The sequence below is a fragment of the Kribbella sancticallisti genome (assembly GCF_039530625.1).
In the GTDB taxonomy this organism is placed as follows: Bacteria; Actinomycetota; Actinomycetes; order Propionibacteriales; family Kribbellaceae; genus Kribbella; species Kribbella sancticallisti.
In genome coordinates this window covers 1-20103 of record NZ_BAAAOS010000044.1, presented here as the reverse complement: position 1 = coordinate 20103, position 20103 = coordinate 1, and the positions used below count along the sequence as shown (strand labels likewise).

The following is a 20103-nucleotide window of genomic DNA, read 5'->3' as shown; positions in this document are numbered from 1 at the left end:
GTCAGTGACAATTGGTGACTATCCGTGATACAACACAGTCGACCGAGTTGGTTGCGAACGAGGAGTGGTGACATGCCGAAGAAGCTGCTGATCTGGCTGGTCATCGCCTTTGCGGCGTTCTATCTGTTCACTCAGCCAGAGGGCGCCGCGGATGCCGTGGGAGGTGCGTTCTCGGCCGTCGGCGATGCGTTCGGGAGCGTGATCACCTTCCTGTCCGCGCTGTTCAACTGATCCTTCAGCCAAGTGTCCCGTTGCGAGCATTCGTGCGGGACACTTGGCTGTACAGGAAGAGTGGCCCGTCCGCTGTCGCGGGGACGGAACAGATGGCACAGTCGCGGGGCTGACAGGGGAGTGAGCGGATGGCCGGAATAGGCCTCTTCAGGATCTTCGATCCGAAGGTCAGGCGCCATCTGATCTCGGACGAGGGCGAGGTCGTCATCGACGAGGTGCGGCACCACTGGGTGGTGTTCGCGGTGCCGATGCTGGAAGTCGCGCTGGCGACGGCGCTGCTGGTGGCGATGCTCTGGATGCCGATGAAGGGCGCCGGCGTCGTGCTGGTGATCGTGCTGGTCCTGCTGGGGCACGCGTTCTGGCGGTTCCTGACCGAGCACCGGGACCGCTTCGTGGTCACGAACATGCGAGTGATGCGGATCCGGGGCGTCTTCTCCCAGACCGTGGCGACCACCCCGATCGCCCGGATCCTCGACATCACCCTGCAGAAACCGATCGTCGGACGCTTCTTCGGCTACGGCCACTTCGTCTTCGAGTCCGCCGCGCAGGACCAGGGTTTCCGCGAGATCAGGTTCGTCAGCCGTCCCGACGACCGTGACCTGACGATCCAGCGAGTCATCCAGCGCACCGGTCTGCGAGCCTCCGCCAGCGTCGATGTCGTGCAGGGAGACGACGACGATTCCGACGACGACGGCACCGGCCCGATCGGCATGAACTCGGCCGCGGAGGTCACCACGACCACCACCACCGCGCCGGCCCACCATCACCCCGCCGGCACCCGGGTGAGCGGCGGCGCGAAGTCGATCTTCAACAGCGAACGCGCCAACTGGACCGACGACCCCGACCACGACTAGCCGAGTCACGACCAGAGCCCGTACTGCGAACGCCCGCCCGCGCCTGGACCTCACTTGGTCCGCGCGGGCGGGCGTAGTACGTAGTCCTAGTTCAGGCACTCCGCAACGCGGGCGCGGAACGCCAGTACGGCGTCGTCGTCGCCGGCGGACTGCGCCATGTCGAGATCGCCGCGCCCCCACAACCACAGGAAGATCTCGGGTGCGTCGCCGAAGACCTCGGCATCCACGTCGCCCTCGGAACCAGGGGTGACCGTCGCGCTCTTCGCGTCCAGCCGGATCGTCCACGAGCGGCCCTCGGAGGTGATCCGGATGGTGGCGTCGACCGGATGCTCGGTGTCGCCTTCCTCCCACCACGGCCCGCCGAGCATCAGGACGAGGACTTCGTCGATGCCGTCGAGCGCGAGGTCCTGGTCGACCGGAGTGACCACGTCGTGGCCGAGTTCGGCGTCGATCCGATGGATCACCGTCTCCAGCGCCATCCGCCGGTACCAGAAGGCGGAGGTCTTGTCGTCGGGCGAGAACGTCCAGGTCGCCAGGTCGGTCCCGGCCGTCTCCAGGGCGGTGACGATGGCGGCGCGCGCCTCGTCGTACAACTCCAGCGTGTCCCGCTCGTCGAGATTCGGCGGCCACGGCTCGGGGCGGACGCCCGACCGCAGGGCCTCGATCTTGTGGAGGTACACGAGTGCGACATGGCGCAGTACGGACTCGACGGTCCAGCCGGGACAGCTCGGCACCTCGGCGTCCAGACCAAGTCGGCCGACCTCGGCAAGCCGGGCGGAGTCAGCCTGCAAGCAGGCCAGATAGAAGGCAGCACGTTCGGGCGGCAAACTCATGCGAGCGAGCATGGCACCTCCAGCCGTCACTTTCACCCACCGAACCACGCGGTCCGGCGGCGAGTGTCAGGACTTGCCCTGCCCGAACGAGTTGACCCACTGCTCGGTCTCGGCGCTGCTGATCTCGACCACCCGTTCGGCGAGCAGTTGCGGGCGGTCCTCGGCGTCGGCATAACGCCCCGCCTGCTGGGCGAAGAGCCATGCCTCGTTGCGGAGTTCCTCCGCCGTCCGGCGGTACATCGGGTAGCTGTCCTGCAGCCCGAGCAGCGTACGGACGCCTTCCGCCAGGGCGATCAGGCCGCCCAGGCCCGGCGCGAACCAGGTCGGCGCGTCGAAGGCGACGGACAACGCGATCGCCAGCGCGGCGAGGAGTTGGAGAACGCCGATCCCGCGATAGGCCCACCGGGCGTAGCGGGCCTGCGAGCTGTACCAGGCGAACCGGATGGCGACCAGTTGTTCGGCGGGGGAGTCGCCGGACAGCTTCGGGAAGTCGTCGTGCTCCGCCATCGTGTGGTCCCTCTCGCCTCGGCTGCCGTCGCAGCAGACTAGCGGTGGTTGCCGGGGCAGTGAATCAGCCGGGATCGGGTGGCGGGAGCGGTTAACCTTCCGGCTATGGCGAGGAAGAAACCGTTGCCGTTCGATCCGATCGACGAGGCGTCGCGGCAGTGGGGCCGGCGGTGGGGTGCCGTCGAGCAGATGCGGGCGGTCACGTCGTTGATGCGCGCCCAGCAGATCGTCATCGGGGAACTCGACGAGATCCTCAAGCAGCACGGGCTGACGTTCGCGCGGTTCGAGGCGCTGGTGCTGCTGACCTTCTCCCGGCGCGGGTCGCTGCCGCTGGGCAAGATGGGCGAGCGGCTGCAGGTGCATCCGACCTCCGTCACGTCGATCGTTCGCCGGCTCGAGGCGGCGGGCCTGGTCACCCGGACGCCGCATCCGGACGACGGCCGCGCGGTGCTGTGTGAGATCACGGCCGAGGGGCGGGAGTTGGTCGAGCGGGCGACCGCTGATCTGGTCGCGGCCGACTTCGCTCTCCGGGGGCTGACCGACGAGCAGTTGAAGATGCTCTGGTCGGTGCTCCTTCCGCTGCGCCAGACCGCCGGCGACTTCGGCTGACCTCCCACCAAAGGGCCTGACCTGCCCGCGAAGTGGTATTTACTAGGACGTCCTAGTAGTTTGGGTGGTGGTCAACCCCGAGGAGGACGTGATGGACGCCGAGCAGATCGCTGCCGGGCAGCAGCGCTGGCAGCAGCGGTACGACGCTTCGCGCCGGCGGGAGGCGGACTTCACCACCCTGTCCGGGACCGAGGTCGAGCCGGTCTACGGCCCGCCGGAAGGGTTCGAAGACCCCCGGATGGAGCGGATCGGCTGGCCGGGGGAGTTCCCGTTCACCCGCGGGCTCTACGCGACCGGGTACCGCGGCCGGACCTGGACGATCCGTCAGTTCGCCGGGTTCGGCAACGCCGAGGACACCAACGAGCGGTACAAGATGATCCTCAACTCCGGCGGTGGCGGCCTGTCCGTCGCGTTCGACATGCCGACGTTGATGGGCCGCGACTCCGACGACCCGAAGTCCCTCGGCGAGGTCGGCCACTGTGGCGTCGCGATCGACTCGGCCGCGGACATGGACCGCCTGTTCAAGGACATCCCGCTGCAGGACGTCACCACCTCGATGACGATCTCCGGGCCCGCCGTGCCGGCCTTCGTGATGTACCTGGTCGCCGCGGAGCGCCAGGGCGCCGACATCACCAAGCTCAACGGCACGCTGCAGACGGACATCTTCAAGGAGTACATCGCGCAGAAGGAGTGGCTGTTCCCGCCGGAACCGCACCTGCGCCTGATCGGCGACCTGATGGAGTACTGCGCCGCCAACATCCCGGCGTACAAGCCGCTCTCGGTCTCCGGCTATCACATCCGCGAGGCGGGGTCCACGGCCGCGCAGGAGTTGGCGTACACGCTCGCCGACGGCTTCGGGTATGTCGAACTCGGCCTGTCCCGCGGCCTCGACATCGACAAGTTCGCGCCCGGCCTGTCGTTCTTCTTCGACAGCCATCTGGACTTCTTCGAGGAGATCGCGAAGTTCCGCGCCGGCCGCCGGATCTGGGCGCGCTGGCTGCGCGACGAGTACGGCGCCAAGACCGACAAGGCCCAGTGGCTCCGCTTCCACACCCAGACCGCGGGCGTCTCGCTGACCGCCCAGCAGCCACACCTCAACGTCGTCCGGACCGCGGTGGAGGCGCTCGCCGCGATCCTCGGCGGCACCAACTCGCTGCACACCAACGCCCTCGACGAGACGCTCGCGCTGCCGACCGAGGAGTCGGCCGAGATCGCGCTGCGGACCCAGTCGGTGCTGATGGAGGAGATCGGCGTCACCAACGTCGCCGACCCGCTCGGCGGCTCCTGGTACGTCGAGGCGCTGACGGACAAGATCGAGGCGGAAGCCGAGGAGATCTTCGCCCGGATCAAGGAGATGAGCCCGGACGCCACGATGACGGCCGGCATCCTGCGCGGGATCGAGGACGGCTGGTTCATGGCCGAGATCGCCGACGCCGCCTTCGAGTACCAGCAGAAGCTGGAGAAGGGCGAGAAGAAGATCGTCGGCGTGAACACCCAGACCGACACCGTTTCCGGCGCGCTGGAGATTCTCCGGGTCAGCCACGAGGTGGAGATCGACCAGTGCCGGGTGCTCGCGGCACGCAAGACCCAACGCGACGAGGACCTGGTGCGTCGTACGCTAACGGCGCTGGTCGAGGCATCCAGAGGGACCGGCAGTCTGATCGAACCCATGCTGGAGGCGGCGCGTGCGGAGGCCACGATGGGGGAAATCTGTCACGTTCTTCGGGACGAGTGGGGCGAATACCGAGAGCCCGCCCGCTTCTGAGGAGCTGACAGACCCCGGCGGTGAGGCCGAACAGAACGGCAGATCCGGTGACGGGCCGGGCAGGCCGCCGGGGCGGCGCCGGGGCCGGGCCAAGGACGCCGGCGCGCAGCCGCCGCCGGACGGGCGCAGCGTGGTTGTCTGCGGGTCGGACCGGACGATGCTGCGAGTGGTCACCGAGCTGGTCAGCTCGGGCGAGCAGGTCACCGCCATCGTCAACCCGGCGTCGCGGCACTTCGAGCGGATCGGTGAGCTCGGCGCCCACGTGATGGGTGTCCGGGTGGTCAGCGAGTCGCTGCTGCGCAGGGCTGGAATCGATGCCGACGCGGACTCGCTGTCGAGTGCGCGGGCCCTGGTCCTGCTCGACGCCGACGACGTCCGCAACGTGCACACCGCGCTGACCGCGCGGGAGATGGACCCGGACCTGCGGATCGTCATCCAGATGGTCAACCCGCGGCTGGGCAAGCAGTTGCACAGCCTGCTCGGCGACTGCGTGGTGATCGCCGGCCCGTCGCTGGCCGCGCCCGCGTTCGTCTCCGACGCGCTGGAGGACGACGAGCTGACCTGGGTCGACCTGGGTGGCCGCCGGATGGTGGCCGGACCGGCCGACCTGATCCGCGATCCCCATCTGACCGTACTGGCCGACACGACCTCGTCGGCGACGCCCGTACTGCTGCCGACCGACAGCCACGATCCGGCCGGCGACATCGTGCTCGGCACCGGCGTACGCAACGTCTGGCGGACCAGGGATGTCCGCCGGGCCGGCTGGGTGATGGCGCTGCGGGACGTCTTCGACCGGCGGGTCCGGGTGATCGCGACGGTGATGACCGGCCTGGTCCTGGCCGGGACCGCGCTGACCCATTACGTCGGCAACATCGACTGGCTGCGGGCGCTCTACCTGGCCGCGGGGGCGGTGACGTCGGCCGGCATCGAGGACGACGAGTTCTCCGGGGCCGCGCCGCTGGCCAAGGTGGGCGGCGTCGTGGCCCAGTTGACCGGGATCGTGCTGATGGCGCTGCTCACCGCGGTGATCGTCGACTCGCTGATCGGGGCCCGGCTGTCGCGGGTGATCGGTGGGGTCCGTGGCCGGCCGAGGAACCACGTGGTGGTCTGCGGCCTGGGCACGGTCGGTGCCCGGGTGCTGGAGATCCTGGCCGAGCGCGGCGTCGCGGTGGTCGGGGTGGAGCACGACGACGACGCCCCCGGAGTACAGACCGCGCACCGGTTGCGGATCCCGGTGATCATCGGGGACAGCAGCAACGAGGAGACGCTGCGGTCGGCGGGAGTGCAGCGCTGCCAGGCCGTACTGGCGATCACCGACGGCGACATCACCAACCTGGAGTCCGCGATGGTGGTCCGCGAGCTGAACCCGGACGCCCGGATCACGATGCGGATGTTCGACCACGACCTGGCCCAGCGGGTGGAGCGGCAGCTCGGTCTCGGGCACAGCCGGTCGGTGTCGATGCTGGTGGCCCCGGCGGTCGCAGCGGCGGTGGCGAACCGGCGCAGCCAGACGACCGTGCCGGCCGGACGGCGGGTCCTGCTGCTCACCGAGGTCGCCGTCGAGCGGAACTCGGTGGCCGTCGGCAAGCGGCTCGGCGAGCTGGACGAGACGGGTGGACTGCGCGTCCTCGCGCGGCAGGAGGGCACCTCCTGGGACTGGACGCCGGCCTTCGACAAGGCCGTCGAGCCGGGCACCCGGGTCGCGGTCGCGGGCACCCGGAGCGGGCTGGCCAGACTGCTACTGGCGACCCGCGCTCCACACCGTTCGGGTGCGTCGGAGAGGATGGACCCATGAACGTAAGCAGTGAGCACGGAATGCGAGGACAGCGGTGAGCCAGCCGAACTTCTCCCGACCGGGAGCGATCGACCTTTCGTCCCTGCGCAAGCCGCCCGCGCCGCCGCGGCCCGGCGGCCCGGCCGGCCCCGGTGGTCCGGGCGGCCCCGGTGGACCGGGTGCCGCGTCCGCCGGTGGTTCGTACGTGCTGAACGTGTCCGAGCCGACCTTCCAGGCCGACGTGATCGAGCGGTCGATCCAGCACCCGGTGATCGTCGAGTTCTGGTCGCCCCGCTCGGAGGCGTCGACCGCGCTCAGCCCGATCCTGGTCAAGCTGTCGAACGAGTACGCCGGCAAGTTCCTGCTGACCCGGATCGACATCGACGCGAACCCGCAGCTGGCCCAGGCGGTCGGCGTCCAGACGGTGCCGCTGGTGATCGCCGTACTGCGCGGTCAGGTGGTCCCGCTGTTCCAGGGGCCCCTCTCCGAGGACGAGGCCCGCCAGTACGTCGAGCAACTGCTCACCGTGGCGGTCGCGAACGGCATCACCGGCAAGACCGACCCGGTCGGCCCGGCGGGTCCCGTCGAGGAGGCCGCCGAGCCCGAGCCGGACCCGCGGTACGAGGCGGCCGAGAACGCGGTCGGCGCGGGTGACCTGGACGGCGCGATCGCGGCGTACGAGGCTCTCCTGAAGGAGACCCCGAACGACGCGGAGGCCAAGTCCGGCCTGGCCCGGGTTCAGCTGGTGAAGCGGACCCGGGACGTGCCGGCCGAGGTGCGGACGCGCGCGGCCGAGGACCCGGCCGACATCGAGGCGCAGATGCTGGTCGCCGACGTGGACCTGATGGGCGGCCACGTCGACGACGCGTTCGCGCGGCTGATCAAGACGATCCAGGTGACCGCGGGCGACGATCGCGACGCCGTCCGTCTGCACCTGCTCGAGCTGTTCGAGGTGGTGGGTGCGGACGACGAGCGCGTCGTCAAGGCCCGGCGCCGGCTGATGGCCGCGCTGTTCTGATCAGCCGGGTCTAGTGCACCTGGAACTCCCAGAGTGAATACCCGTACTGCGTAGCGCGCTGGATGCCAGGCATTCGGACATAGCGGGTGGTGGTCGGGGCGAAGTCAACCGTCTCGACGCCGCCCGCTCCTGCTGTGGTCGAGCGGACGTCGCGCCAGGACGTCCCGTCGTCGGACACCTGAAGCGCGTACGACCTCGCGTACGCCGCCTCCCACAGCATCGTCACGCCACGCACCGAGGTCGGCGCGCCCAGATCGACCTGGAACCACTGGTCGTCCGTGCGCTCCGAACCCCACCGGGTCGACACGTTGCCGTCGACGGCGAGACCGGGAGTCGATCCGGCGCTCGTCGACGCCGTCGCGGGCTTGCCCAGGGCAAGGTTCGGCCGGGGTTGCGGCTCGGGGTCCTGCTGCGGGCTGATCGTGACGTCGCTGTAGTTGGCGCGGTCCAGGATGTTCATCGCCGCCAGTGTGGTCGCCGGCGTCGTAGAGCCGGGCATGGTGACCCGGTCGAAGTGCACGTCGCTGATGGACGACGCCGGGCTGAATCCCTTCAGCACGCCGAAGGTGGTGCCCTTGTCCCGGACCGTGATGTTGCGAACGGCAACATCGCGGACCGGGCCCGGAGCCGAGGCCCGGATCCTCGACGATGAAACGCAGCCAGGTCCGGTCGTCGACCAGTTTGACGCCGATCCGCTCGATGTCGATCGACTCGAACCGCACGTCCGAGACCGGCGCCGAGCCGTACCGATGGTGGATGCCCAGGCCGATCGCCGCGTCGTACACGACGCCGTTGCGGAAGACGATGTTGCTCTGCGGCTGCAGCGTGCCCTGGCCGATCTTGAAGCCGTAGCAACGGGTCCAGGAGATCAGGTCGTCGAACAGGACGTTGTCGACGGGCTCCGGGGAGCCGGGCCAGGGCAGGGCGATGTCGGTGTCCTCGCGCCAGGCCTTGGTCGTCCACGGGTCGTCGAGGCTGATCCCGATGCCGTGCCGGACGGTGACGTTCTGGGACTCGTTCACGTCGATGCCCTCGTTCTCGCCCATGTCGAGCCGGTTGAACACCTTGACGTTGGTGAAGGTCAGGTCCGACGAGCGGGCGGTGACGATCGCCCAGGCGCCGGACTCGCGCACGATCAGCCCGTCGAAGCGGAAGTTCGTGGTCGCGATCGGGACCAGGATGTTGGCGGCGAAGTTGTACCGGCGGATCGCCTCGGCACCGTTGCTGTCCAGCGTGCCGCGGCCGAAGACGCGGATGTTGGTGGAGCCGAACGCGGTCGAGATCCACCAGGTGATGTCGCGGTTCTGCGAGTCCTTGTGCCAGTGCTTGGTGTAGTCCGCCGGGTTGCCGGTGAACCGGAACACCGCGCCGGGCGCGAGGTAGAGCGACACGTTGCTCTTCAGCACCACGTTGCCGACCTGATAGACGCCGGCCGGCACGTAGACGGTGCCGCCACCGGCCGCGTTGGCCGCATCGACCGCGCTCTGTACTACGCTCGTAGACAAGGCCGAACCGGTCGGATCGGCACCGCCCGCCACCACGTTGTGGATCCGTGGTCCGGATGAGGCCGGCCGATCCGTCTCGGCGGGATCCGCGGCGATCACCAGGTCCGCGCGGCCGTCGAGCTTCACGATCAGGTACTCGTCGTTCGGGACGGTGAACGTCAGCGTCGATCCGCTCACCGTGCCCTGCAGGCCGAGCTTGCGGGGCGAGATCGTGGACGCGCCGATGTTCGTGTTGTTCAGCTTGCGCACCGAGATCGTGGCCGAGCCGGCGCCCATCGAGAAGTGCGCGTAGTCGTAGCTCGGGTAGTCGACGACATCGATCTTCTGCCCGTTGACGGTCAGTTCGTAGTCGGGGGAGCGCTGGTAGATCGACGGTTGGGTGTACGCGTCGATCCGGGCCGGTGCCGCATGGGCGGTTGTGGTCGGCAACAAGCCTCCAAGGGCCAGTAAGCCCAGTATCAGGGCAGCACGAACTAAGCCTTGCAACATGGCGGTTCCTCCAGAGGGCGGTTAGCGGATGCCTTCAGAACGCAGCAGGGTGGCGAGTTGCTGGACGTGGTGGCGGATGATCCCGGCGACCCGGGCCACCTCCTCGTCGGTGCAGCGGGCGATCGGGATGGAACAACTGATCGCGTCGGTGGCCGGGATGCGGTACGGCACGGAGACGCCGATGCAGCCCAGGCCGAGGGTGTTCTGTTCACGCTCGAGCGAGTAGCCCCGCCGGCGGGTGGCCTCCAGTTCTTCGGCCAGTTCCGCGTGCGTGCTGACCGTGTTGGCGGTGAGGCCGGGCAGCGGGTCGGACGGCAGTTCGAGCGAGACTTCGGTGGCGGTGAGTTCGGCGAGCAACGCTTTGCCGAGGGAGGTCGCGTGGGCGGGCAACTGGCGACCGACCCGGCTGGTCGCGCGGGCGGGAGCGATCGACTCCCGGGTGGCCAGATAGATCACGCTCGCGCCTTCGAGGCGGGCGTAGTGGCTGGTGTACCCGGTGTCCTCACGGATCGCCTCCAGCGTGCGGATCGCGTGCGGCAGCGCCGGATCGCGATCCAGGTACGCCGTACCGACGAGGAGCGCGCGGGACCCTATTCCGACCATCGCGCCCTCGTTGGTGGACTCGATCCAGCCGGTCGCGATCATCGTGTGCAGCAGTTGGTGCAGGCTGGAGCGCGGGTACCCGGTGCGCTTGTGCAACTCGGTCACCGACATCGGCCCGCGGGCGTCGCCGAGCACCTCGAGGATGCGCAGGGTCCGCTCGGCCGACTTGACCAGCCGCATCTCATCCGTGTTCACCAGGTGCCTCCCAGCGGGTGCGCGTCGTCGACGAAGACGCCGGCCAACAGGGCCGAAGGATCGTCCCGTCCGTCGGTTTCGGGGCCGAGGTGGTTCTCGGCGTCGTCGAGCGGGTGGAACCCGATCGCCTTGCCCGCGTCGAGCGAGAACCACCCGCGGGTGTTGTCGGACACGGCCCAGACGAGGTGATGCCCGGGCTGGTCGAGTACGGCGACCGCCTCCATCAGGCGGACCAGATCACCCGGCGACACCCAGGTCGACAAAGTCCGCCCGCCTCCTCCGATGGTCTCGCCCACCGTGCAGATCCTGGCAGACACCACCGTCAGGCCGAACCGATCGGCGTACACGCTGCCGAGGGCTTCGAGGGCCACCTTGCCGACGCCGTAGTACGTGTCGGGTCTGGGGTGGAGTACGGGCGCGGAGGCCGCGTCGCGGGCGGCGACGTACCCGACGGCGTGCAGCGAACTGCCGAGCAGGACGCGTCGTACTCCGGCGCGGTACGCGGCCTCGAGTACGACGTACCCGCCTTGGATGTTCGTTTCGAGGATCTGCTCCCACGGGCGTTCCGAGGAGTGGCCGCCGAGGTGGATCACCAGGTCGGCGCGATCGAAGGCGGCCGTCATCGCGCCGAGGTCGGTGATCGACGCCTGGACGAACTCCTCACCCTCGCCGAGGTCCTCGATCGGGGCGATGTCGATCAGCCTCAGCACCCGGCCCGGCCGTCGCAGCAGGGGCCGGACCAGTGTTCCGACCAGCCCGGCCGCTCCGGTGATCACGATCAGCACGTGGTGACTCCCGTCGACGTTGACAGATACGTGAACAAGCTAATACGTTTCAAACCGTTCCGCCAGTATGAACCGCATTCACATATGTGAATCGAAGAGATGAGGACTGACCATGAGGATTTCCCGGGCGAAGAGGACGGCCGCCGTCTTGTCCGCGATGGTCCTGGTCGGCTCGCTGAGCGCCTGCGGGGGCGACGATTCAGCAGGCGATGCCAGTCAACCGCTGGAGTTCTGGACCCGGAGCGGGCCGGAGGGCGCCACGACGTACAAGGCGATCCTGGCCGCGTTCACGCAGAAGACCGGGATCCAGGTCGACTACCAGGGGGTGCTCGAGTTCGACACCCAGCTGCAGACCAAGGCGTCGTCGAAGAAGCTGCCGGACCTGTGGATCAACGACGCCAGCCTGCTCGGCACGTACCAGCGGCAGGGCTACACGACGCCGATCGAGCCGGGCCAGATCGAGGGTGGCGACGCGATCGAGACCGCGACCTGGGAACAGAACAAGGGCGTCGACGGCAAGCTCTACGGCGTCCCGTACAGCCGGCAGGCCTTCGGCACCCTGGTGAGGGTCGACTGGCGCAAGAAGCTCGGCCTGCCGCAGCCGAAGACCTGGGACGACCTGACCGCGCTGGCCACCGCCTTCGCGACCAAGGACCCGGACGGCAACGGCAAGAAGGACACCTACGGCATGGTGGCGCCGGGCTCCAGCAAGAACGGCTACATCGGCTGGTGGGGCGTGAGCTACATCTGGCAGGCCGGCGGCGACATCATCGCCCCGGCGGGCGACGGCAAGTACAAGTCGGTGATCAACTCCGCGCAGACCAAGACGGCGCTGGAGTTCATCCGCAAGCAGTTCTGTACGCCGGGCAACGTGGTGCCGGGATCGCTCAACCTGACCACCAGCGAGGCGCCGTTCTTCCAGGAGGGCAAGGCAGGCATCTACCTGACCGGCCCGTACGCGTTCGGCGGCTACGACAAGCAGCTGGGCAAGGAGAAGTACGAGGTGGTCCCGATGCCGAAGGGCCCGGTCGGTACGACGACGCTCGGCGACGGCGAGAACATCTACTTCGGGGCCGGCTCGAAGAAGTCCGAGGACGCGAGGAAGCTGGCCGCGTTCCTGGTCAGCCCGGAGGCGCAGGAGATCGGGATGAAGGCCGAGGAGTCGCAGTACCCGACGGTCCGGCTGCCGGTGAACAAGAACGTCGACATGACCAAGGTGCGCAACGACCCGCGCTGGGACGTGGTGCAGCAGCAGTACCAGACCGACACCAAGACCTTCGTCTGGTCGATCAAGTTCCAGCCCATCCGGCAGGCGATGGGTGAAGCGGTGAACGCGATGATGTCGAGCTGCTCGAGCGATCTGGAGGCCGGGCTGACGAAGCTCGACCAGGCGATCAACGACGAGCTCAAGGCGCAGGACGTTCTCGGGTGACGACTGTCTCGGTGGAGCGGCGTCGGGCGCGGCCAATGGTCGCCGCCCGGCGCGGTCTGCTCGGCGGACCCGCTTGGTTGCCGTGGGCCCTGTTGCTGCCCGCTTTGGTGTTCGCGCTGATGTTCAAGTTCATCCCGATGGTCGAGGGCCTGCGGATGAGCCTGTTCAAGGTGCAGCCGTTTCTCGGTGACCAGTGGGTCGGTTTGGAGAACTACCGGACCGTCCTGACCGACTCGCGGTTCCGGGGGGCGCTCGGGCACACGTTGCTGCTGGGGATCGGTCAGACCGTCGGTGCGCTGGTGCTGGGCTTCCTGCTGGCGTTGCTGCTCGAGGGGCAGTCGCGGTCCCTGTGGGTACTGCGAACCGCGATCTTCCTGCCGGTGGTCACCGCCGTCGCGGTGATCGGCGAGGTCTGGCGGATCCTGTACTTCCCGACCGAGACCGGCTTCGTGAACGAGATCGCCGGGTGGTTCGGGCTCGGGCCGTTCGGCTTCCTGAACGATCCAGGTCAGGCGCTGGTGTCGGTGATGGTCGTCGGGATCTGGACCGCGGCGCCGTACAACATGGTGATCATCCTGGCTGGTCTGGCCGGGATTGACCGGACCTTGTACGAGGCCGCTGCGGTTGACGGAGTCAGCCGGTGGCAGCGGATCCGGTACATCGTCGTACCGGGGTTGCGTCCGGCGATCTCGGTGCTGCTGACGCTGGCGGCGATCCGGAGCCTGCGGATCTTCACCGAGGTGTTCGTCCTCACCGGCGGCGGCCCGGCCGGCTCGACCGAGGTCTGGATGACGAGGGTCTACTCGCTCGGCTTCCAGCGCAACGACCTGGGTGTGGCCTCTGCTGCCTCCACTTTGTTGCTGCTCGTCACCATTCTGCTGACCCTCGGGATGCGGCTCTTGACTCGACAGAAGGAGCCGGGTGCTCCTCGTCGGCCGCTCGCACGTCGTCTCCGGCACGCCCGACCAACGAGGAGCACTGGATGAGCATGTCCTCGCAGTTCGACACCGCTTTGGGCTGGTCGCCGCGGCTGAGCTTCTCGAAGGTACTGCGCGTCGTGCTGTGCCTGATCGTGTTGTTCGTCTTCGCGGCGCCGTTCGTCACGATCATCTCGGGCGCCTTCAACAAGACCACCGACTCGACCCAGGTCAGCCTCTACCCGCACGACCCGACGCTGCTCGGCTTCGAGATCGCGGGGGAGAAGGGGATCTGGGGGTACTTCCTCAACTCGCTGGTGATCGTCGGCGGCGGACTGCTGCTGCAACTGGCGGTGTCGATCCTGGCGGCGTACGCGCTGGCCCGGCGGAAGTTCCGCGGTCACACCGTGGTGATGCTGCTCTTCCTGCTCACGATGATGCTGCCCGAGGAGGTGATCGCGATCCCGCTGTCGCAGGTGCTCGCGGACCTGCCGTTCCTCGGGATCAGCCTGAAGGGGTCGGTGTTCGGCGTCATCCTGCCGGTGGCGTTGTGGGGGTTCACGATCTTGATCATGACCGAGTTCATGAAGGAGATCCCGCGCGAGATCGAGGAGGCGGCCCGGCTCGACGGCGTCGGCGAACTGCGGATGCTGTGGGTGATCGTGCTGCCGCTGTCGAAGCCGGTGCTCGGCGTCGCGACGATCTTCGGCTTCATGATGATCTGGGACCAGTACCTGCTGCCGCTGATCGCCGCCGACGACCCGTCCGACTACACCCTGACCGTGGCGCTGTCCGTACTGCGCTCCGACGGCACCGTGGGCCCGGGAGTCCTGCTGGCCGGCGCGCTGATCGCGCTGATGCCGAGCTTGATCGTCTATCTGCTGATGCAACGGTCGCTGATCCGCGGTATCACCGCCGGCGCGACGAAGGGCTGAATTCGTGAAGATCACCGACCTCATCATCACTCCGCTCGCGTTCGCGGACCCGCCGCTGCTCAACTCCACCGGCGTGCACGAACCGCTCGCGCTGCGTACGGTCGTCCAGTTGGTCGTCGACGGCGGCGTAGTCGGCCTCGGCGAGGGCTCGGGCGAGCTTGATGTGCTCGATCGGCTGGCGAAGGTCCGTACTGCGGTCGTCGGCCGGAGCGTTTTCGAGACGGGGCTGATCGAGTCGATCGTGTTCTCGGTCCTCGGCGCGGACGTCACGCCGGTGCAGAAACGAAGCGTCTTCTCGATCCTGGAAGTCGCCTGCCTGGACGCCCAGGGCAAGCTGTTGGGCGTCCCGGTCGTCGACTTGCTGGGCGGAGCCGTCCGCTCCTGGGTCCCGTACAGCGCCTACCTGTTCTACAAGTGGGCCGGCCATCCGGCTGTCGCTGGTGGAGATGGAGTGGGTCGCCCGACCGGACCCCCGGCCGGCTTCGGCGGGGTCGCGGGAGTTGCCGGTTCCGGCGGGGGCGCGGGGGCTGCCGGCTTCGCCGGGACGCCGGGAGCTTCGGGGGCAGGTGTGGCCGACGAGTGGGGCGCTGCGCTCGATCCCGCTGGGTTGGTTGCTCAGGCGCAGCGGATGATCGAGCTGTACGGGTTCGGATCGCTCAAGCTCAAAGGTGGGGTGTTTCCTCCGGAGGAGGAGATCGCCGCGATCCGGGCGCTGGCAGAGGCCTTCCCAGGGATGCCGTTGCGGATCGATCCGAACGGCGCCTGGTCGGTTCCCACCGCCAAGCGGGTCGCCGCCGAGCTGGACGGCGTGCTCGAGTATCTGGAGGATCCAACCCTGACCACCGCCGCCATGGCCGAGGTCGCAGCGGTCGCGACGATGCCCTTGGCAACCAACATGTGCGTGATCAGCCCGGAGACCGTGCCGGAAGCGGTCCGCCTCGATGCCGTCCAGATCGTCCTGTCGGACCACCACTACTGGGGCGGCCTCCGGCACACCCGCGAGCTCGGCGCGATCTGCGACACCTTCGGCCTCGGGATGTCGATGCACTCCAACTCCCACCTCGGCATCTCCCTCGCCGCGATGACCCACGTCGCCGCCGCCACCCCCAACCTGGCCTACGCCTGCGACACCCACTACCCCTGGAACCGCGCCGACGACGTGGTGACGCAGCCGCTCGAATTCGTCGGCGGCTCGCTCCGGGTTCCGGCCGGACCAGGCCTAGGGGCCGAGCTGGACGAGGCGAAGCTGGCGGAGCTGAACCGCCGGTACGTCGACTCCGGGCGGACCACCCGCGCCGATACGGCGTACATGCGGCTGGTCGAGCCGGAGTACGACCCGACATTGCCGAGATTCTGATGACGGCTGTCTACGTCTATCCGTGGGACGTGAACGGGGATCCGGCGGCGCCCGAGTTGCTGGCGTCGCTGGGCGCGTCTTCGATCGTGATGGCGGCTGCCTATCACTCGGTCCGAGCGGCCACGCCCCGGCATCCCAAGCACCGGGTGGTCGACGCGACGAGTGCCCTGTACGTGCCGGTGCGACGCGAGGCGTGGGGTGCGCTGATGCCGCCGAGTGCTGCGGCTTGGGCGGGGGAGGACTCCTTCAATCGCGCGGCGGCTCAACTCTCGCTCCCGGTCGCGGCGTGGGTCGTGTTGACGCACAGCTCAGCGGTCGGCCGGCTCGACCCTTCGGTCTGTGTCCGGAACGCCTTCGGCGACGTCTACGACTATGCGCTGTGCCCGTCGTCGGACGATGTGCTGTCCTATGCGCAGGTGCTGGTGGGCGAGATCGCTCGGCAGACCGGGGTCGAGGCGATGGTGCTGGAAGCATGTGGTCCGCTGGGTCTGGGCCACCAGTCAACCCATGAGAAGACCGCGGGCGCCGACTGGTCCGCGATCGATGAGGCTTTGCTGTCGATTTGCTTCTGCGCCGCCTGTACTGCGTCGTACGCCGCCGCTGGGCTCGACGTTCCGCAGTTGGCTGAGCGGGTTCGACTCGGGCTCGGGCTGGGTGTCGCCTCGATCGACGAGGTACTCGGGCCGGAGGCGAAGGTGGTGCTCGACGTCCGGCGCCAAGCGGCTCGCGCGCTGCGGGATGCGGTGGTCGCCGAGGCGCGGGCGGCCGGAGTACGGGAGATCTCGATGCATGCGGCAACCGATCCGTGGGCGACCGGTCCTGCGGCCGCTGTCGATTCGGTTGCTGACGGCATCGACTACTACATCGCGCCGGCCTGGGAGCTGACTGGCGCCGTCGCAGTCGAGCGGGTCCAGGACCTGCGCCGACTGGGTGCCGAGCGGATCGGCGCATACGTGACCGCGTTGCCGCCGGTGCCCGCGGATGCCGACTCGTTGACCAGGCATTGGCAGGCGCTGCTGGACGCCGGAGCGACCGATCTGCACATCTACCACGCGGGGCTGGCGTCCGATCGACGTCTCGCCGCACTGCGCACGGCAATCGCCGAGGTGCATCCGAATCGAGGGAGCCGTGATGATTCAGCTGACTGACGAGCTGGCAGACCGACCGGTAGTCGCCGTACTGCGGGCCGCCGGGGCTGAGCGGTTCCTGCAGGTGTCCAGGGTCCTGGCCGAGGCCGGTTTCGGCGCCGTCGAGTTCACCCTCACGACCCCGGGTGCGGTGGAGGCGATCGCGGCGGCGCGTTCCGAACGGCCGTCGCTGCTGGTGGGCGCGGGGACCGTGCGAACCATCGAGCAGGTTCACCAGGCGATCGACGCCGGCGCGGCCTTCCTGGTCAGCCAGGTGACCGCCCCGGCGCTGGTCGAGGCCGCGGCCGAACGTGGCGTGCCGTTCATCCCGGGCGCCTTGACGCCGAACGAGATCGTGGCCGCGTGGAGCCTCGGAGTACAGGCGGTGAAGGTGTCGCCGGTCGGACCGGTCGGCGGCGTCGACTACATCGCCGAACTGGTCGGGCCGCTGCCCGCCATCCCGCTGATGCCGACCGGTCTGGTCCGGGTGCACGAGGCCGGGGACTACCTGGCCGCCGGTGCGGCGGTGGTCGGGCTCAGCCGGGATCTGACCCGCGACGCGCTGCTGCCGGGCGGCGATCTGGAAGGCTTGGCCGAGCGAGCCGTGCGGGTGATCCGCTCGGTGGACGACTACCGACAACTGATCAGGAGCGAGCAGTGACCACCCGTATCGCCTTCATCGGCCTCGGCATCATGGGCTTGCCGATGGCAACCAACCTGGTCCGCGCCGGCTACGACGTACACGCCTACAACCGCAGTGAGCGGTCCTTCGAGGGCACGCTGGCGGGCTCGATCGCCGAAGCGGTGACCGACGCCGACGTGATCGTGACGATGCTGCCGGACTCACCCGATGTGTCGGCCGTCGTGCTCGGTGCCGACGGGGTGCTTGCGTCCGCTGCGGAGGGGGCGTTGCTGATCGACATGAGTTCGATCACACCCGCGACGGCGCGAGAGGTCGCCGCGGCGGCGGCCGACGCCGGAGTACGGGCTCTGGACGCGCCGGTGAGTGGTGGGGAGCAGGGCGCGATCGACGGTTCGCTGTCGATCATGGTCGGCGGATCTGCTGAGGACTTCGAGGCAGCTCGCCCGGTGCTGGAGGTGCTCGGCGCGACCGTCGTGCACGTCGGACCGGCTGGTTCGGGTCAGACGGTGAAGGCAGCGAACCAGCTGATCGTGGCGGGCACGATCGGCCTGGTGGCCGAGGCGCTGACCTTCTTGGACGCGCACTCGGTCGACCTCGAACCGGCGGTCGCAGTCCTAGCCGGCGGCCTAGCAGGCAACCGGATCCTCGACCGCAAGGCCGCCGGCATGATCGCCCACTCCTTCGACCCCGGCTTCCGTATCGACCTACACCACAAGGACCTCGGAATCGTGGTCGACTCGGCCCGCGACGCCGGGGTAGCGATCCCGCTAGGCGCCGTAGCAGCCCAACTAATGTCAGCCGCCCGAGCCCAAGGCCACGGTTCCCTCGACCACTCAGCCCTGCTCCTGGTGATCGAGTCCCTCAGCCGCCGCCCCGCCTGAGCAACCGCCCTCGCCTCAACTACTCAAAGTGTTTTGCGCATCCGAGCGACCTTGACCTCGACACCGTCGCCGAACTCCGTAGCGATCCGTTCAACCACCTCATAGCCGAGCCTGACCCGAAGCGCCTCGCTCGCCGGCGTACACATCGCCTCGAACGTAGAGAAGCCCGCATTCGTCGCCACCGTCTCCGTCACCCGGGCGAGCAAGGTGGCGAATCCACGCCGACTCCACCGCGGATCGACGTACGTCGCCCGCATGGTCGCCGTGGAAGCGTCCACGACCGGGACGGCGCCTGTGCTGACCTCGAGCGGCGAGAACTCACCCCGATCACTCCACCCACTACCACCCACGACGGTCCCGCCGACCTCGATCACGTAGTACCGCCCGGCCTCGATCACCTCACGCTCGACCTCATGCACCTTCGCGGCCCGCGCGGCCGCCAGCTGAGCGGGCTCGTAGGACCCGTTGAGCAGTTCGCAGACGGCCCGCTCAGCGATGTCATGCAGTACGTCGAGATCGTCGACCGTCGCAGGCCGAATCAACAGTTCTTCCACGCCCTCCCTACGCAGCCGCAGCGGGGACCGGTTCCCGCACTAATCTCGACGATCACCGCGGCGCTCGCCCCCGCCCGCAGTACCCGGCCAACTAAGGGCAATCGAAACCTTGCTCCGTGTGAACTATTGACACCTCTATGATTCTGTTCTGAGAATCATTCACATGAGTGTCGTGGAGTCCCCACCGCCGAGCCTCGAAGCGCGGATCCACGGACTGCTGCCGGCCCTGAGCCCGGCGCAGGTCCGGGTCGCCACCGAGGTCCTGCGTGATCCAGCACTCGTCGCGTCCTCGACCATCGGCGAACTAGCCGCACGCTGCGGCACCTCCCTGCCCAGCGTGACTCGCTTCTGCCTAGCGCTCGGCCTCAGCGGCTACGCCGAGCTCCGACTAGCGCTGGCTGCCGAGTCCGGCCGCAGCAGCACCAGCTGGGAGCGGGGCACCGGCTCCGAGGTAGGCCCAGACGACAGCCTCGGCGACGTACTCCGCACCCTCCTGCGAGCCGACGCGCGCGCCCTCGAGGACACAGTCGCCGAGCTGGACGTCAACGCCCTAGGCGAAGCCGTCCGCGCAATCTCCGACGCCCGCCGAATCGACCTGTACTCCGTAGGCGGCTCCGCGTGCGTTGCCGAAGATCTACGGCTCCGGCTGCATCGGATCGGTCGTGGTGCGAGCAGTTGGAGCGATGTCCACAACGCGCTCACCAGTTCGGCGTTGCTCGGCGCGGGTGACGTTGCCCTGGGCATCTCGCACAGCGGCGAGACCATCGAAGTACTCGAGCCGCTGCAACGAGCCGGCCGCCAGGGCGCCAAGACCGTTGCCATCACCAACTACCCGAGATCACCCCTCGCCCGCGTGGCCGACGTAGTACTGGTCACCGCCGCCCACGACGTCACCTTCCGCACCGGCGGCCTCTCCGGCCGCCACGCCCAGATGATCGTCCTCGACGCCCTCTACATAGGCGTAGCCCAACGCGACTACGCCTTGGCAGAACAAGCCTTCGACGCCACCGCCGACGCAGTCTCCACCCACCGCACCCGCCAACGCCCCACCTAACCCCCACCCCTGCCGCCCCCGAGCCAAACCACTCA

General features: G+C 68.5%; 20 protein-coding genes and 1 pseudogene. 14 read left to right on the top strand and 7 right to left on the bottom strand.

Features of this window, described 5'->3' with window-relative positions; all coding sequences use genetic code 11:
* The first annotated feature begins 72 nt into the window (after positions 1-72).
* Both ABD255_RS28040 and ABD255_RS28035 read left to right on the top strand, forming a co-directional pair.
* A complete protein-coding gene (locus ABD255_RS28040; RefSeq protein ID WP_184796222.1) occupies positions 73-231 on the top strand; it encodes a hypothetical protein in 159 nt (52 codons plus the stop codon).
* 128 nt (positions 232-359) lie between these two features.
* Complete coding sequence (locus ABD255_RS28035) at positions 360-1085, top strand: PH domain-containing protein (protein WP_344219175.1); 726 nt, start codon at positions 360-362, stop codon at positions 1083-1085.
* 86 nt (positions 1086-1171) lie between these two features.
* On the opposite strand, the gene ABD255_RS28030 is transcribed toward ABD255_RS28035, so the two are convergent.
* Positions 1172-1918 carry a maleylpyruvate isomerase family mycothiol-dependent enzyme gene (locus ABD255_RS28030; protein WP_344219173.1) on the bottom strand — a complete coding sequence of 249 codons (747 nt, stop codon included), beginning with the start codon at positions 1916-1918 and terminating at the stop codon, positions 1172-1174.
* Positions 1919-1984: 66 nt separating this feature from the next.
* Positions 1985-2425 (bottom strand): DUF4231 domain-containing protein, encoded by a 441-nt coding sequence (locus tag ABD255_RS28025; RefSeq protein WP_344219171.1) that lies wholly within the window; start codon positions 2423-2425, stop codon positions 1985-1987.
* A 105-nt stretch (positions 2426-2530) separates the two neighbouring features.
* Here ABD255_RS28025 and ABD255_RS28020 point away from each other — a divergent pair, with 105 nt between their 5' ends.
* The 4 genes from ABD255_RS28020 (at position 2531) to ABD255_RS28005 (ending at position 7591) form a co-directional block, all read left to right on the top strand.
* Positions 2531-3034: a MarR family winged helix-turn-helix transcriptional regulator gene (locus ABD255_RS28020; protein WP_344219169.1), complete on the top strand. Its 504-nt coding sequence runs from the start codon at positions 2531-2533 to the stop codon at positions 3032-3034.
* A gap of 91 nt (positions 3035-3125) precedes the next feature.
* Entirely contained in the window at positions 3126-4799 is a 1674-nt protein-coding gene (gene icmA, locus ABD255_RS28015; protein WP_344219240.1) for a coenzyme B12-dependent isobutyryl-CoA mutase large subunit, read from the top strand.
* Positions 4720-6594, top strand: coding sequence for an NAD-binding protein (locus ABD255_RS28010; RefSeq protein WP_344219168.1), 1875 nt, complete (start codon positions 4720-4722; stop codon positions 6592-6594). Before icmA ends, ABD255_RS28010 begins: the two co-directional genes overlap by 80 nt.
* A gap of 34 nt (positions 6595-6628) precedes the next feature.
* Entirely contained in the window at positions 6629-7591 is a 963-nt protein-coding gene (locus ABD255_RS28005) for a tetratricopeptide repeat protein (RefSeq protein WP_344219166.1), read from the top strand.
* A gap of 10 nt (positions 7592-7601) precedes the next feature.
* Here the strand turns inward: ABD255_RS28005 and ABD255_RS28000 are convergent, their stop codons facing one another.
* The 4 genes and pseudogenes from ABD255_RS28000 to ABD255_RS27985 form a co-directional block, all read right to left on the bottom strand.
* Positions 7602-8051, bottom strand: coding sequence for a discoidin domain-containing protein (locus ABD255_RS28000; RefSeq protein ID WP_344219238.1), 450 nt, complete (start codon positions 8049-8051; stop codon positions 7602-7604).
* Positions 8052-8340: 289 nt separating this feature from the next.
* Positions 8341-9372 (bottom strand): annotated as a pseudogene (locus tag ABD255_RS27995) (glycosyl hydrolase family 28-related protein); the annotation flags it as partial.
* Between the two features lie 234 nt (positions 9373-9606).
* Complete coding sequence (locus ABD255_RS27990; RefSeq protein WP_344219164.1) at positions 9607-10383, bottom strand: IclR family transcriptional regulator; 777 nt, start codon at positions 10381-10383, stop codon at positions 9607-9609.
* Entirely contained in the window at positions 10380-11168 is a 789-nt protein-coding gene (locus ABD255_RS27985) for an NAD-dependent epimerase/dehydratase family protein (RefSeq protein ID WP_344219162.1), read from the bottom strand. Before ABD255_RS27985 ends, ABD255_RS27990 begins: the two co-directional genes overlap by 4 nt.
* Positions 11169-11280: 112 nt before the next feature.
* Between ABD255_RS27985 and ABD255_RS27980 the strand changes: the two genes are divergently transcribed.
* Genes ABD255_RS27980 through ABD255_RS27950 form a run of 7 tightly spaced genes read left to right on the top strand, consistent with a single transcriptional unit; the run spans position 11281 to position 18460 of the window.
* Entirely contained in the window at positions 11281-12600 is a 1320-nt protein-coding gene (locus ABD255_RS27980; protein WP_344219160.1) for a sugar ABC transporter substrate-binding protein, read from the top strand.
* Positions 12597-13586: a carbohydrate ABC transporter permease gene (locus tag ABD255_RS27975; RefSeq protein ID WP_344219158.1), complete on the top strand. Its 990-nt coding sequence runs from the start codon at positions 12597-12599 to the stop codon at positions 13584-13586. The genes ABD255_RS27980 and ABD255_RS27975 overlap by 4 nt, the downstream gene beginning before the upstream one ends.
* Positions 13583-14452, top strand: a complete 870-nt coding sequence (locus ABD255_RS27970; RefSeq protein ID WP_344219156.1) for a carbohydrate ABC transporter permease — start codon at positions 13583-13585, stop codon at positions 14450-14452. The genes ABD255_RS27975 and ABD255_RS27970 overlap by 4 nt, the downstream gene beginning before the upstream one ends.
* A 4-nt stretch (positions 14453-14456) precedes the next feature.
* Positions 14457-15809, top strand: a complete 1353-nt coding sequence (locus ABD255_RS27965; protein ID WP_344219154.1) for an enolase C-terminal domain-like protein — start codon at positions 14457-14459, stop codon at positions 15807-15809.
* Entirely contained in the window at positions 15809-16957 is a 1149-nt protein-coding gene (locus tag ABD255_RS27960) for a hypothetical protein (protein WP_344219152.1), read from the top strand. The genes ABD255_RS27965 and ABD255_RS27960 overlap by 1 nt, the downstream gene beginning before the upstream one ends.
* Complete coding sequence (locus tag ABD255_RS27955; protein WP_344219150.1) at positions 16941-17597, top strand: bifunctional 4-hydroxy-2-oxoglutarate aldolase/2-dehydro-3-deoxy-phosphogluconate aldolase; 657 nt, start codon at positions 16941-16943, stop codon at positions 17595-17597. The genes ABD255_RS27960 and ABD255_RS27955 overlap by 17 nt, the downstream gene beginning before the upstream one ends.
* Positions 17594-18460, top strand: a complete 867-nt coding sequence (locus tag ABD255_RS27950) for a 2-hydroxy-3-oxopropionate reductase (RefSeq protein WP_344219148.1) — start codon at positions 17594-17596, stop codon at positions 18458-18460. Before ABD255_RS27955 ends, ABD255_RS27950 begins: the two co-directional genes overlap by 4 nt.
* Before the next feature lie 23 nt (positions 18461-18483).
* On the opposite strand, the gene ABD255_RS27945 is transcribed toward ABD255_RS27950, so the two are convergent.
* Entirely contained in the window at positions 18484-19014 is a 531-nt protein-coding gene (locus ABD255_RS27945) for a GNAT family N-acetyltransferase (protein WP_344219146.1), read from the bottom strand.
* A gap of 163 nt (positions 19015-19177) precedes the next feature.
* On the opposite strand from ABD255_RS27945, the gene ABD255_RS27940 reads away from it, so the two are divergent.
* On the top strand, positions 19178-20068 hold the full coding sequence (locus ABD255_RS27940; RefSeq protein ID WP_344219144.1) for a MurR/RpiR family transcriptional regulator: 891 nt from the start codon (positions 19178-19180) through the stop codon (positions 20066-20068).
* Positions 20069-20103: the final 35 nt, after the last annotated feature.